At 67.9% G+C, this 13,013-nt stretch carries 14 protein-coding genes; 12 read left to right on the top strand and 2 right to left on the bottom strand.

The genetic code is table 11. The features are described 5' to 3' along the window. Position 1 precedes the first annotated feature (1 nt). From H9634_RS05695 to H9634_RS05670, 6 genes are all read left to right on the top strand, one after another. A complete protein-coding gene (locus H9634_RS05695) occupies positions 2-1,297 on the top strand; it encodes a glutamate-5-semialdehyde dehydrogenase (protein WP_191725766.1) in 1,296 nt (431 codons plus the stop codon). Between the two features lie 117 nt (positions 1,298-1,414). Next, a complete protein-coding gene (locus H9634_RS05690; RefSeq protein ID WP_170273905.1) occupies positions 1,415-1,573 on the top strand; it encodes a hypothetical protein in 159 nt (52 codons plus the stop codon). Between the two features lies 1 nt (position 1,574). After that, complete coding sequence (gene nadD / locus H9634_RS05685) at positions 1,575-2,174, top strand: nicotinate-nucleotide adenylyltransferase (protein ID WP_165883086.1); 600 nt, start codon at positions 1,575-1,577, stop codon at positions 2,172-2,174. Continuing rightward, positions 2,167-3,759, top strand: coding sequence for a hypothetical protein (locus H9634_RS05680; RefSeq protein WP_191725765.1), 1,593 nt, complete (start codon positions 2,167-2,169; stop codon positions 3,757-3,759). The genes nadD and H9634_RS05680 overlap by 8 nt, the downstream gene beginning before the upstream one ends. A gap of 26 nt (positions 3,760-3,785) precedes the next feature. Further along, positions 3,786-4,199 carry a ribosome silencing factor gene (gene rsfS / locus H9634_RS05675; RefSeq protein ID WP_191725764.1) on the top strand — a complete coding sequence of 138 codons (414 nt, stop codon included), beginning with the start codon at positions 3,786-3,788 and terminating at the stop codon, positions 4,197-4,199. Next, positions 4,199-4,816, top strand: a complete 618-nt coding sequence (locus H9634_RS05670; RefSeq protein WP_191725763.1) for a histidine phosphatase family protein — start codon at positions 4,199-4,201, stop codon at positions 4,814-4,816. Before rsfS ends, H9634_RS05670 begins: the two co-directional genes overlap by 1 nt. Before the next feature lie 29 nt (positions 4,817-4,845). On the opposite strand, the gene H9634_RS05665 is transcribed toward H9634_RS05670, so the two are convergent. Next, positions 4,846-5,949, bottom strand: a complete 1,104-nt coding sequence (locus H9634_RS05665; RefSeq protein WP_191725762.1) for a glycosyltransferase family 4 protein — start codon at positions 5,947-5,949, stop codon at positions 4,846-4,848. A gap of 200 nt (positions 5,950-6,149) precedes the next feature. Between H9634_RS05665 and H9634_RS05660 the strand changes: the two genes are divergently transcribed. From H9634_RS05660 to H9634_RS05635, 6 genes are read left to right on the top strand one after another with little or no spacing between them, the layout of a single operon-like run. Next, the gene (locus H9634_RS05660) at positions 6,150-9,197 is read left to right on the top strand and encodes a DUF4040 family protein (RefSeq protein WP_191725761.1); all 3,048 of its coding nucleotides are present in this window, start codon (positions 6,150-6,152) and stop codon (positions 9,195-9,197) included. Next, the gene (locus H9634_RS05655) at positions 9,194-9,526 is read left to right on the top strand and encodes a sodium:proton antiporter (protein WP_191725760.1); all 333 of its coding nucleotides are present in this window, start codon (positions 9,194-9,196) and stop codon (positions 9,524-9,526) included. Before H9634_RS05660 ends, H9634_RS05655 begins: the two co-directional genes overlap by 4 nt. Further along, entirely contained in the window at positions 9,523-11,043 is a 1,521-nt protein-coding gene (locus H9634_RS05650; protein ID WP_191725759.1) for a monovalent cation/H+ antiporter subunit D family protein, read from the top strand. The genes H9634_RS05655 and H9634_RS05650 overlap by 4 nt, the downstream gene beginning before the upstream one ends. Continuing rightward, positions 11,036-11,422, top strand: a complete 387-nt coding sequence (locus H9634_RS05645) for a Na+/H+ antiporter subunit E (protein WP_191725758.1) — start codon at positions 11,036-11,038, stop codon at positions 11,420-11,422. Before H9634_RS05650 ends, H9634_RS05645 begins: the two co-directional genes overlap by 8 nt. Next, on the top strand, positions 11,419-11,679 hold the full coding sequence (locus H9634_RS05640) for a transporter (protein WP_165883077.1): 261 nt from the start codon (positions 11,419-11,421) through the stop codon (positions 11,677-11,679). The genes H9634_RS05645 and H9634_RS05640 overlap by 4 nt, the downstream gene beginning before the upstream one ends. Further along, entirely contained in the window at positions 11,676-12,056 is a 381-nt protein-coding gene (locus H9634_RS05635) for a cation:proton antiporter (protein WP_191725757.1), read from the top strand. Before H9634_RS05640 ends, H9634_RS05635 begins: the two co-directional genes overlap by 4 nt. Positions 12,057-12,060: 4 nt before the next feature. Here H9634_RS05635 and H9634_RS05630 read toward each other — a convergent pair whose 3' ends face one another. Further along, positions 12,061-12,981 (bottom strand): alpha/beta fold hydrolase, encoded by a 921-nt coding sequence (locus H9634_RS05630; RefSeq protein WP_191725756.1) that lies wholly within the window; start codon positions 12,979-12,981, stop codon positions 12,061-12,063. Positions 12,982-13,013: the final 32 nt, after the last annotated feature.

The following is a 13,013-nucleotide window of genomic DNA, read 5'->3' as shown; positions in this document are numbered from 1 at the left end:
CATGACGGAAACTGCGACTTCTGACATCCATCCCAAGACCGTGCGCGCGATCACCCGCATCGCCAAGAGCGCCAAGGATGCCTCCACGGAGCTGGCCACGACCTCGACGGCGGTGAAGAACGCCGCGCTCGAGGCGATCGCCCGGACACTGGAGGAGAACACCGCTGACATCCTGCAGGCCAATGCCGAGGACCTGGAGACGGCGGAGAAGAAGGGCACCTCCGAGGCGCTGCTCGACCGGCTGCGGCTGACCGAGGAGCGCATCGCCGACATCGCCGGTGCCGTGCGCGAGGTCATCGCGCTCGACGACCCGGTCGGCACCGTCATCCAGGGACGCACCCTGCTCAACGGCATCCAGCTGACCGAACAGCGCGTGCCGATGGGCGTGATCGGCGCGATCTACGAAGCCCGCCCGAACGTCACCGTCGACATCGCCGCCCTGGCCATCAAGGCCGGCAACGCCGTCGTGCTGCGCGGCGGCTCGGCAGCGAAGTCCTCCAACACGCTGCTCATCGAACTGCTGCGCACAGCGGTCGAAAGCACCGGCCTGCCGGCAGCGACCGTCGCCGGCATCGACGACTACGGCCGCGACGGCGCGAAGGTGCTCATGCAGTCACGCGACTGCGTCGACCTGCTCATCCCGCGCGGCGGCGCCGAGCTCATCTCCACCGTCGTCCACGAGTCGATCGTGCCGGTCATCGAGACCGGGGTCGGCAACGTGCATATGTTCCTCGACGCCTCGGCCACGGCCCGGCAGTCCGCCGACCTGGTCATCAACTCCAAGACCCACCGGCCGAGCGTGTGCAACGCCCTGGAGACCCTGCTGGTGCATGAGAAGGCCGCCCGGCGTGTGCTGCCGAAGGTCCTCGGCGAACTCGACGCCCACGGCGTGACGATCCACGCTGGTTCCGATGTCGGCGAGTACGCCCCTGAGGGTGTCAGAGTCCGGCGGGTCTCGCGCCGCGACTGGGCCAAGGAGTACCTCGGCCTGGAGATCGCCATCAAGCTCGTCGCCGGCCTCGACGAGGCCATCGAGCACATCCGCGCCTACACCTCCGGCCACACCGAGGTCATCGTCACCAACGACATCTCCAACGCCGACGCCTTCGTCGGTGCCGTCGATGCCGCCGCTGTCGGCGTCAACGTCTCGACCCGGTTCACTGACGGCGGGCAGTTCGGCCTCGGGGCGGAGGTCGGCATCTCGACGCAGAAGCTGCACGCGCGCGGGCCGATGGGCCTGACCCACCTGACGACGAGCAAGTGGATCATGCGCGGCAGCGGACAGCTGCGCACCTGAATCGACGGTCGGCCACGCCGCGCCCCGGGTGCGCGCTGACCTGCATTTCATGAGAAACTGGTGACGACTGTCGCGCCCGCGCGGCAGCCGGCACCATCTGACACAAGGAGAAACTGAGTGAAGACCGCCATCCTGCTCGCCCAGGCAGCACCCGAGCACCATGTCGTCATCGACCTGCCGATGGACCCGATCTACTTCGGCCTCATCGCATTCGGCATCCTGATGTTCCTCATGTTCGTCACGATGTCGTGGAAGGGCATCTCGCACCGCCACTGACATGTCATCAGGTCCGCGCAGAGTCGGTGTCATGGGTGGCACCTTCGATCCCATTCACAACGGTCACCTGGTCGCCGCCAGCGAGGTGGCGGCCACGTTCGACCTCGATGAGGTCGTGTTCGTGCCCACCGGCATCCCATATCAGAAGCAGCACGTCACCGCTGCCGAGCACCGCTACCTCATGACGGTCATCGCGACCGCCTCGAATCCGCGGTTCACCGTCTCCCGGGTCGACATCGATCGGCCCGGGGAGACGTACACCATCGACACGCTGCGCGATCTGGCCGAGGTGTATGGTGAAGAAACCGAGCTGTACTTCATCACCGGCGCCGACGCGGTCGAGCAGATCCTGACATGGAAAGACGTCGAGGAGCTGTTCTCGCTGGCGCACTTCGTCGGCGTCACCCGGCCAGGACACGACCTCAACGGCGACGGCATCCCGACCGATGAGCTGAGCCAACTGCAGATCCCGGCCCTGGCGATCTCCTCGACCGACTGCCGGGCGCGTGTGGAGAAGGGCCTGCCGGTCTGGTACCTGGTGCCCGATGGTGTCGTGCAGTACATCGCAAAGCACGAGCTGTACAGGAGTGAGGATGGCTGACGAGTTCATGTCCCGCAAGGCGCGCCGCGAAGCAGAGCGGCGTGCCGCCGAGCAGGCTTTCGAAGCCCGGCAGAGCAGCGGACAGTCCGGGCAGCCACCGGCAGACACGACTCCGGCAGACACGACGCCGGTACAGCAGACCCCGGCACCTGGCGGCCAGCCGCCAGCCCAGCAGCAGCCGATCCCGTCCTTCGACGCCGCCGAGGTGCCGCCGGTGCGCCACGAGCGCGGCCCGCTGGCAGCCGACCGGCCGGTCGAAGAGGCACCTCCGCAGACCGCGGCCAACCGCCGTCGCTACGACGACGCCTCGGCGCCGGTGCGCCCGACCGACCAGCCTCAGCAGAACGGGCAGCCGCAGGTGCAGGAAGTCCAGTCGACGCCCTCACCCTCGCAGCCGGTGCCCTCACCGCCGAAGCCCGAGCACGCGCCGCCGCCGTCTGCGACGGACCTGCCGGCATTCGCCACGCGCGCCGAACGGCGCCGCTACCTGCGCGAGCACGGCCTCGTGCCCGCCCCCGCCGACGCCCCCGACGACACCGCCACCGGTGAGGCTGCCGCCGGCACCGGTCCGACCGCCCAGGACACCCCGGCAGCAGCGAGCGACGACACCGAGCAGGCTGCGGCGATGACCCCGCGCCCACCGGCCCCGCCGGTCGAGGAGAGCAGCGCAGCCGCAGACCAGCGCCCGTACCCCTCGGCTCCGGCCCGGCAGGCCACGGCGAGCAACCTCGCCGGCGATCTCAGCGACGACGCCGCATCCGAGCGTCCGCACACCATGAGCCCCGGCGCCTATGCCACCAGTCAGCCAGGCGCACCGGCGGCCCCGGCTCAGGGATCCGGCGGGATGCCCGTCGAGCACATCGGCACCCAGCGGATGTCACCAGAAGCCAGGCCCGATGCGGTCGTCGCCTCCCCACCGGCAGCCACCCAGCCTGCTGCCTCACCGCTGCCGGCAGCCCAGCCGATGCCCTCGCCGTCAGCCCAGCAGACCGCAGCACCCGAACAGGCCGCCGCAGCAACCCCGGTGCCCGAGCATGCCCGCCCGATCACCGGCACCGCCCCGCCGGCAGCCGGCGGCGTCGACCTCACGGCACGGCGTCAGCGCCGTGCCCCGGTCGTCAAGCCCCCGCAGACAGAGGGCATCCGCGTCGTCACCGGCGCCACCCAGCTCGCCCGCACCCAGGCGGCGATCGACGAGGCCCGGCGCGCCGACGAGACCCAGACGCCCACCGCCTCGGGCCCGGCCGCCGGCACCCAGACCGACGCCAGCGCCGAGGCTGACGACCACGCACTGCGGGTGCGCGCCTCCGGCCCGATGACCACCCCGATCGACGCGATCCCGCAGGAGGACCTCGACAAGGAGGTCGAAGGTGACGCCGTCGAATCGTGGGACGCCCCAGACGCCGGGGAGGGCGATGAACTCGCCAGCCCACCGGCCCCGCCGATGAGCGCGCGCCAGATCACCCACGAAGACGGCGACATCCTCTACGACGGCGAGCCGTCGAAGCTGCCGTTCATCGTGCTCGGAATCGCAGGAGTCGCGGCGCTCATCCTCATCATCTTCGCCCTCATCCTCATCTTCTGAGGTCTCCTCGCAACGAAAGGAACTGCGTGACGGCTACCGACCACGCGATCGCACTGGCACGGACTGCTGGACAGGCCGCCGCCGACAAGCTCGGCACCGACATCGTCGCCCTCGACGTCAGCGAGCAGCTCTACCTCACCGACGTCTTCCTCATCGCCTCCGTGTCCAATGAGCGGCAGGCCGGAGCCGTCATCGACGCCGTCGAAGAGGCACTGCGCACAACCCACGACGCCAAACCGACCCGGCGTGAGGGCAAGGGCTCCTCAGGCTGGTCGCTCATCGACTTCGGCGATGTCGTCGTCCACGTCTTCACCGCCGAGGACCGGCAGTTCTACGCTCTCGAAAGCCTGTGGAAGGACTGCCCGGTGATCGAACTCGGCATCGATGCAGGCAGCGACAGCGCAGCGGCCGGCGGGCCGACGGCAGGTGTGCAGGATTGATGGTGCAGGCGCTGTACTTCGTCCGGCACGGCGAGACCGACTACAACCGGGAGGGCCGCTTCCAGGGCCACGCCGACATCCCGCTCAACGCCCGCGGCCGTGAGCAGGCAGCAGCGGTGGCCGCCGAGCTGGCCGGCCACGACATCCGCACCATCGTCTCCTCTGACCTCTCCCGCGCCCGCGAGACCGCCGATGCGATCGCCGGTGCCCTCGGCGTCGACGTCGAGGAGAATCCGCTGCTGCGCGAACTCAACGTCGGCGACTGGCAGGCCAAGACCCGCCAGGAGATCAGCGAGATCTGGCCCGAGCAGCTCGCCGCGTGGCTCAGCGGCCAGGACATGCGCCCACCCGGCGGCGAGAGCCGCAGCGAATCAGCCAACCGGGTCGTGCAGGCGATCCGCGCCCTCGTCGCAGAGATCGGCGAGGTCGACGGAGCGATCGCCATCGTCGCCCACGGTGCGGTGCTGCGCGGTGCAGCCGAGGAGCTCCTCGGCATGGGCGCCGGCAGCGGCAGCCTCGGCGTGCTCGGCAACTGCGGCTACGGCGTGCTCACCCCGCGCCGGGACGCGTGGGTGCTGCGCAGCTGGGGGATGAGCGCCACCGACACGCCCGCGTGAGCGGCACCTGTCAGCGCAGCGGACCGGCGCTAGTCCTTGACTGGGTGCTCGTTGCCCACCAGCTGGTGAGCGAGATCGAGCAGCTGCCGGGCAGAGCGCTCCCAGCTGAACGTCTGTGCCTGGCTGCGGCCTGCCTCGGCAGCAGTGCGCCAGCGGTCGGCATCAGCGAACCGGAGCACGGCCGCGGCCATTGCCTCAGGATCCCGCGGGTCGAAGAACTCCGCAACACCATCGGCGAGTTCGTGGAACACCGGGATGTCCGACAGCGCGACCGGAACGGCGCGGCTCATCGCCTCGACGACCGGCAGACCGAATCCCTCATCCAAGGACGGCATGACGAGCGCAGTCGCCCGATCGAGCAGCTGCTGGTAGTCCGCATCGCTGATCCCGCGGTGGAAGACCACCCGGGCACAGTCCGGGGTGAGGCTGCGCAGCCGCGCCTCGATCTGCGGGGTGATGCCACTGGCCAGGTGCAGCGTCCAGCCCGGCAGCCAGTGCAGCGACTGGACGAGTGTCTCGACGTTCTTATACGGCAGGAACGAGCCCATGTAGACCAGCGTGCGCGCATCATGGCCGCTGCTGCGCTGCGGCAGCTCAGCCGGCGGGGTGGCGGCGTTGCGGATGACGGTGACCGGAAGGCTGGTGAAGTCCTGCTCGGCCAGCAGCCGGGCGGTCGTCTCCGAGACCGCAGCGACCGCGTCAGCACGGTCGAGCAGCAGCCGCTGCGGCCAATGCGCCTGGTGATACAGCCGCCACAGCCCGCGCACCGGCACCGGCAGGTCCCGCGGGGGCAGCGGATGGGAGTAGTAGATGAGGTCGTGGATGGTGAGGATGAGCTTGTAGTCACGCGGCCAGGAGCCCATCACCTGCATGGGGGAGAAGACGACATCGGCACCGAGCCGGTTGAGCTTCGTGCCGATCCACAGCTCGGCCGGTGACAGCGGGGAATTCAGCTTCACCGATTCGACCTCGGGCAGCAGCGCCAGCTGCCGGTCGTCGTGGATGATGGCGGTGACGTCGACGTCGGTGCCGGCAGTGAGCTCGAGCAGGGAGGTGAGCAGGGAGGCACCGTACCGGGAGATCCCGTCATGATGGGTCATGCGGGTGAACCGGGCGTCGAAGAAGAGTCTCATCGCCACCAGCCTAGGACACGTTCTGCGATGATCTGCGGTCGGTTGCAGCGTCATAACAGGTTCTCAGCGTTTTGGCGAGCTTCGTCCAGTGTCGATATTATGTCGCGTATGTTCGAAGCGACTCCCGCACCCGTGCCAGCAGCCGCATTCCGAGCTCTTCGATCTGAGGGCACCAACACGGGTGGACGGGTGGAACATCCATGACAGGACTTGTGACCCTGGTCCTGCTGGCCGGTCTTGTCGCACTGACCCCGGTCATCACCGCTCTCGCCGGCCGGGCCTCCGGCTGGCTCATCGGCGCCGCGTACGTCGCCGCCGCCATCGCCTTCATTCCGGCCACCCAGGCGGTCCTCGCCGGTGACACCCCGGAATGGGCGCTGCCGTGGATGCCGGCCTTCAACGTCGACCTCGCCTTCCGCATCGACGGCATCGGCGTGGTCTTCACCCACATCGCGCTGCTCATCGGCGCGGCCGTGCTGTTCTACTCGACGCACTACCTCGACAAGGGCCGCAACCTCAGCTTCTACTGGCTGATGGTCGCCTTCACCTTCTCGATGGTCGCTCTTGTGCTGACCAACGACCTCGTCGTCCTGTTCATCGCCTGGGAGCTGACCTCCTTGGCGTCCTTCATGCTCATCGCCCGATCCGGCTCATCCGGGCAGGCGCCGTCGTTCCGCACACTGCTCATCACCTTCGTCGGCGGTGTGCTGCTGCTCGTCGCCGTCGGCTTCATCATCGCCTTCACCGGCACCACGAACATCGTCGCCGCCCTGACCGACCCGTTCTGGGCAGCCAATCCGGCCGCCACCACGGCAGTGGCGCTGCTCGTGGCGATCGCGGCGATGACGAAGTCCGCGCAGTTCCCGTTCCACACCTGGCTGCCCGATGCGATGGCCGCTGCCACCCCGGTCAGCGCCTACCTGCATGCCGCCGCCGTCGTCAAAGCCGGCATCTTCCTGCTCATCCGCTTCAGCCCGGCCTTCCACACCACCCCGGCCTGGAACGGCCTGCTCATCACCGCCGGCCTCATCACCACGGCCCTCGGCGGCTGGTTCGCCCTCAATCAGGCGGACCTGAAGAAGCTCATGGCCTACTCGACGGTCAGTCAGCTTGGCCTCATCGTCGCCGCGATCGGCGTCGGCAGCGAACTGGCGCTGGCTGCGGCCGTGTTCCACGTCATCGCCCACGCGCTGTTCAAGTCCGGGCTGTTCATGATGGTCGGCGTCGTCGACCACATCGGCCACACGCGTATGTTCGGGCGCATCCCCCAGCTGTTCCGGGTCGCCCCGATCTCGTTCGCCGTCACCATCATCGGCACCGCCTCGATGGCCGGCATCCCGCCGCTGCTGGGCTTCGCGTCGAAGGAGACGGTTTTCATGGCGCTGCGCGAGACCCCGGGTGCTGCCGCGCTCGGCTGGCTCGCCCTCATCGCCGGTGCTGCCGCCTCGGTGCTGACGTTCGCCTACTGCGCCAAGATCGTCTTCGGCAGCTTCGTCGACGGGCCCGAGGTGCCGGCCGAGAAGCTCGGTCACGAGGACACGGTGATGCTCACCTTCGCGGCCCTGCCGATCCTCGCCTCCGTGCCGCTGGCGTTCATGCTGCCGACGCTGGAGAAGCTCGTCGTCCCGGCCGCTGCCGCAGCACTGCCGGGCACCGACCCGCACCCGCACCTGGCGCTGTGGCACGGCATCAGCCCCGAGCTCATCGCCTCCGCCCTCATCATCGCCGCCGGCATCGTCATCATCCTCATCCGCCAGCGCGCCTGGGAGTTCTTCACCGCCGCGACCCTGCCGTTCAACGGTGCCGATGTCATCGACGTCATCACCCGCCTCCTCAGCCGGCTCGGCGCCCGGGCCACCCGCCTCATCGGCGATGAGCGCGGCGCCCCGCACGCCGCAGCGATCGTCGGGCTCATGACGGTCGTCTCGATCGGGGGCCTGGCCACCGTGCTGGCCGACCATGAGCTGCCGGCCGCTCAGGCGAACCTGTCGCGCCCGATCGACTTCGTGCTGCTGGGCCTCATCGGATTCTCCGTCATCGCCGTGTGCTTCTCCCGCTCCCGCATGACCGCCACCGTCGCGCTGTCGGCCATCGGCATCCTCGCGACCATCCAGATCATGGCGATCGGCGCACCCGACGTCACGCTCACCCAGCTGCTCGTCGAGGCGATGACGATCATCGTCATCATGCTCGTATTGCAGAAGCTGCCGCGCACCTTCTGGAAGTATCCCAAGCGCATGCAGATCCGCCGCGGCGTGCTCGCCATCCTCGCCGGCATCGGCGTCGGCGGCATGACATGGGCGATGGCCGGCCGGCGCGAACGCTCCGACATCGCGATGTGGTACCTGAATGAGGCCCCGGAGATCTCTGGGGGCAACAACATCGTCAACGTCATCCTCGTCGAATTCCGTGCACTCGACACCCTCGGCGAACTCACCGTGCTCGGCATGGCCGGCATCGCCATCGTCGCCGTCATGTCGACGGTGCGCGACAAGTACATCGACCCGCCGGCCTCCGAAGTTCCGGAGATGCCGCGCCGGCCGTGGATCGTGCTGCGTCCGCGCGGTTCCATGGCCCACCGTGCGGTGTCTCTGGCCTGGCCGAACGTCGTGGCCATGCAGCTCATGGTCCGGATCGTCGGCCCGATCCTGGCGATCACCTCGGCGCTCATCTTCTGGCGCGGGCACAACGAGCCCGGCGGCGGCTTCATCGCAGCGCTCGTCGGCTCGGCGATCGTCGGGCTGCTGTACATGTCGACCTCGAAGGACCGGGCGATCGGCCCGCCGCGCGCGCCGCTGTTCCTCATCGGCGGCGGAATGCTCGTCGCCGTGCTGACCGGCATCGCCGGACTCATCTTCGCCGGGTCGTTCCTCGAGCCGATCCACGGTTACATCCTCGGCGAGCACTTCTCGACCTCGCTCATCTTCGATGTCGGCGTCTATATGGCGGTCGTTGGACTCATCCTCGTGTCGTTCAACCTGCTCGGCACCTCGGATTCAGCCTTCACCCCGGCCGGTGACGACGTCCTCTACCTCGGTGAGATGCACCGCGATGTCGTCGATCACGAGCGCACCCGAGAACGCACCGACGAGATGGTCCACGGTGAGCTCGCCGGCCCGATGGAGAACATGAGAGGCGAGCCGCCCACAGCCGAGGACTACTTCAGAGAAGACAGCGACCACACCCGGTTGTCGAGATCATCGAGGCACATCGGCTCAGGCACCCAGATGAAGGAGCGTGGAGAATGATCCTGGCAGTCACAGTCGGCGTTCTCACCGCAGGCGGGGTGTACCTGCTGCTGCAGCGTTCCATGGTGCGTGCCGTCTTCGGTCTCACGCTCATCTCCCACGCCGCGAATTTCGCGCTGCTGGCCTCCGGCGTGCCCGCCTGGCGCGGTGAACCGCTGGCCGACCGCACCGACATCGCTGTCTCAGCAGATCCGCTGCCGCAGGCCTTCGTGCTCACCGCCATCGTCATCACCCTCGCGGTGACGATCTTCATGCTCGCGATGGCTGTGCTCGGACACGATGACGACCAATACCGCACACCGGAGACAGGGGAGGCCCACCAGCAGTGAATCCCGCTCTTCTGCTCCTCATCATCGCCGTGCCGCTGTTCGCCTCGGCGATGACCGTCCTCATCCGCGCGCGCGTCTTCGAACGCGCCCTGCTGCTCGCCGTTCCTGTCTTCGTCTTCGTCTTCGGCATCGTGCTGCTCGTCTACCACCAGCAGGTGCCGGTCATCGCCCACTCGGTCGGCGGATACGAAGACGGCCTGGCGATCCCGTTCGTGTCCGACACGTTCACCGCGCTCATGCTCATCGTCACCTCCCTGGCGGCGTTCGTGTGCTGTCTGTTCCTCGTCATCACCGGTGAGGACCAGTACCGGTTCGTGCCCTCACTGGTGCTCATGATGCTCTCCGGCGTCTACGGTGCCTTCCTCACCGGCGACCTGTTCAACCTCTTCGTCTTCATCGAGGTCATGGTGCTGCCGTCCTACGCGCTCATCGCCGTGACCGGCACCTGGCGGCGCCTGGGCGTGGGGCGAATGTTCGTCATAGTCAACCTCCTCATCTCGACGATCCTCGTCATCGGCGTCGGCTTCGTCTACGGTGCTGCAGGCACCGTCAACATCGCCAGCATCGCAGCGATCGGCCATGTCAGCCCGCAGCTGTCGCTGGCAGTCGGCTTCGTTCTCGTGGCCTTCCTCGGCAAGGCCGGCGCAGCTCCCATGCACGGCTGGCTCATCCGTTCGTATCCGAACACCTCGGCGGGGATGATGGCGCTGTTCTCCGCCCTGCACACGAAAGTCGGCCTCTACGCCGTCTACCGTGTCTACACCGCGGTCTTCGGCCAGCTGGCCCCGTGGGCGTGGGTGCTTGTCGCGCTTGTCGTCCTCACGATCCTGCTCTCGGTGATCTCCGCCTTCGGGGAGCACCGGGCCCGCAACGTACTGGCGTTCACAATGTCCAACGGCGTCGGCCACATCCTCATCGGCGTCGCCCTCATGACCGCCGCGGCACTGTCGGCGGGCATGTACTACCTCATCCACCACATCATCACGATGGCCGGACTGCTGCTCGTGCTCGGCGCCATTGAGCAGACCTACGGCACCGGCGCGTTCAAGAAGCTATCAGGCCTGGCCCGACGAGAGAAGCCCGCCACGGTGCTCATGGTGCTCGGGCTCTTCAGCATCATCGGCCTACCGCCCACCTCGGGCCTGTGGGGCAAGGTCGGGCTGATCCTCGCCTCGGCCTCAGCAGACCGGCCCGGCTCCTGGATCATCATCGCCGCGATCGTCATCGGCTCGGTCATCGGGCTCATGGCCTTGCAGCGGATGTGGTCGAACACGTTCTGGGGCAAGGACATGACGATCTACCATCCGGACTCCAAGCAGACCGGACGCGCCCCGGCCACGGAGCTGACCGACGATGTGCGCATCCCGAACCGGCTGCTTGTGCCCGGTGCGATCATGATCGCCGTGTCGGTGTTCCTGTTCTTCGGCGCCCAGCTCGTCATCCCGTTCACGCAGCGCGCCGCCGAGGGCCTGCTCAACATCACCCCCTACCTGGAGGCGGTGCTCGGACATGTTTAATCCCATCAGCGCGATCGGATACTCCGCGTGGATCCTCAAGGAAGTCGTCGCCGGCAGCGTCGAGGTCATCACCCACATCTTCCAGCCTGGCGGCTACGACCATCCGATGATCGTCGAACTGCCCCTGCGCTGTGTCACCGATGTCGAGGTCACCCTCATGGCCTCATCGATCACCATCACTCCGGGCACCCTCGTCGTCGCCGTCGGCGCCGGGGACGACCGCCGCCCGCCGACCCTGTTCGTCCACGTCCTCTTCGCCGACAGCGAGGACGAAGCACTCGAAGGACTGCGCGACATGGAGAGCCGACTGCTCAAGGTCACCCGCGGGCGCGCACCCGGAGACATCCGCGAGGGCACGAAGTCAGGTGATGTGCGATGACCATCGTCATCTGGATCTGCATCGCCCTGCTTGCCGCCAGCATCGTCATCGGGCTGGTGCGAGCGCTCACCGCCATCGATATGGGCTCGCGGGCCATCATCGGCGACCTCGTGTACTTTTCGGCCATCGGCATCCTCACCTGCATCGCGATGCTCGTGGACCTGTCGATCATTCTCGACGTCATCTTCCTGTCCTCGCTGCTCGGCATCCTTGCCACGGTGGCGCTGGCCCGCATCCAGACAAGGGGGCACCGATGATCCCAGACACCCTGGCCGCCGTGCTCGTCGGGATCTTCGGGATCACCGGCAGCCTGCTCGTGTTCTTCTCCGTCATCGCGATGTTCCGTGCCAAGGACGCCCTGGCCCGCATCAGCGTTTTCTCACCGGCCACCGGCCTCGGCATGCCGCTCATCCTGGCCGCCGCCTACATCTACACGCTGTGGCAGGACGGCTTCAACCTGATGCGCCTGCTCATGGCCCTGGTCGCGTTCGTCTCGCTGCTGCTGGTGTCCTCGGTTGCTTCGAACACGCTTTCGCGCGCGACCTTCATGGGCGGCTCACCGGTATGGCGCAAGACGCACCCGAACCGGCTGGCCGAACCGCGCAACCCCGAAGACGACGTCGACCTCGACTGAGCGGTCAGTCCGCGATCGCGTCGATGATCCCTGCGATCTGCTCCGGGCGCTCATAGTGCGTCAGGTGCCCGACGCGATCGAACACCACGAGCTCGGCATCCGGAAGCGAATCAGCGAACGCCGTAGTCGCGGCGAGCGGCGCGATCTTGTCATCCCGCCCGGCGACCACGGTGACCGGCATCGTCAACGCGTCTGCCGCCTCGGCGGCGGTGTGCCGGATCGAGACCTCGAAGGCCTCAGCCAGAGAGCGGCGGTCGGCAAACGTCGAGAAGTGCCGGCGATGCTGGTCGTGGATGAACGCGCGCAGCCCCGGATCCCGGGTTGCGGCCATCACCTCGCTCATCAGCCGGACGATGGCCCGGTTGCGCAGTAGCGCGCTGCCGGCCCGTTCTGGCAGCTGTGATCCGGCCCAGTAGTAGGCTTGTGCGGCCTGCGTCATGATCCGGTTCGTGCCCGCGAGTGTGGGGGAGACGATCGGGTTGAGCAGGATGAGCGGTGCCGCCGCCGAGGCGGTGGGCGCCTGAGCGCGATCAGTGCGGCGCATCGTGCGGGCGGCCCAGTGCGCGGTCAGGATCGAGCCGAAGGAGTGTCCGATGACCAGCGGGGGAGCACCTGCGGCAGATGTCACCGCGGTGACGAGCCCGTCGATGAAGTCGAGGTAGGCCTCCAGAGTCAGCCCGCCGGGCAGCGGGGGAGTGTGCCCGAATCCGGGCAGATCAGGCACATGGGCGTCGCGGGTGCGCAGGTGATGGGCGATGAACGACAGACCGTGGTGGTCGCCGCGGAAGCCGTGGATGAGCAGCACCGGCCTGCGGTCTGCGCTGGCGGACGCGCTGCGGGCCGGGTAGTTCCACAGCGCCGTCGGAACTGAGCCGTCCCGGAAGGGCACTAAGAGATCGGTGCGGGAGCTGCGTATGAAGTCCATCGATGGTGAGTCTAGCGCCCGGTCGTCAGCTG

Source organism: Brevibacterium gallinarum (assembly GCF_014836885.1).
Taxonomy (GTDB): domain Bacteria; phylum Actinomycetota; class Actinomycetes; order Actinomycetales; family Brevibacteriaceae; genus Brevibacterium; species Brevibacterium gallinarum.
This window is presented reverse-complemented; position numbering and strand designations above follow the sequence as displayed.

Coding starts and splice junctions, on each gene's coding strand:
- H9634_RS05645 (WP_191725758.1), top strand. CDS start 11,036: ATGTTTAATCCCATCAGCGCGATCGGATACTCCGCGTGGATCCTCAAG.
- nadD (WP_165883086.1), top strand. CDS start 1,575: ATGTCATCAGGTCCGCGCAGAGTCGGTGTCATGGGTGGCACCTTCGAT.
- H9634_RS05630 (WP_191725756.1), bottom strand. CDS start 12,981: ATGGACTTCATACGCAGCTCCCGCACCGATCTCTTAGTGCCCTTCCGG.
- H9634_RS05665 (WP_191725762.1), bottom strand. CDS start 5,949: ATGAGACTCTTCTTCGACGCCCGGTTCACCCGCATGACCCATCATGAC.
- H9634_RS05635 (WP_191725757.1), top strand. CDS start 11,676: ATGATCCCAGACACCCTGGCCGCCGTGCTCGTCGGGATCTTCGGGATC.
- H9634_RS05655 (WP_191725760.1), top strand. CDS start 9,194: ATGATCCTGGCAGTCACAGTCGGCGTTCTCACCGCAGGCGGGGTGTAC.
- H9634_RS05660 (WP_191725761.1), top strand. CDS start 6,150: ATGACAGGACTTGTGACCCTGGTCCTGCTGGCCGGTCTTGTCGCACTG.
- H9634_RS05680 (WP_191725765.1), top strand. CDS start 2,167: ATGGCTGACGAGTTCATGTCCCGCAAGGCGCGCCGCGAAGCAGAGCGG.
- H9634_RS05640 (WP_165883077.1), top strand. CDS start 11,419: ATGACCATCGTCATCTGGATCTGCATCGCCCTGCTTGCCGCCAGCATC.
- H9634_RS05670 (WP_191725763.1), top strand. CDS start 4,199: ATGGTGCAGGCGCTGTACTTCGTCCGGCACGGCGAGACCGACTACAAC.
- H9634_RS05695 (WP_191725766.1), top strand. CDS start 2: ATGACGGAAACTGCGACTTCTGACATCCATCCCAAGACCGTGCGCGCG.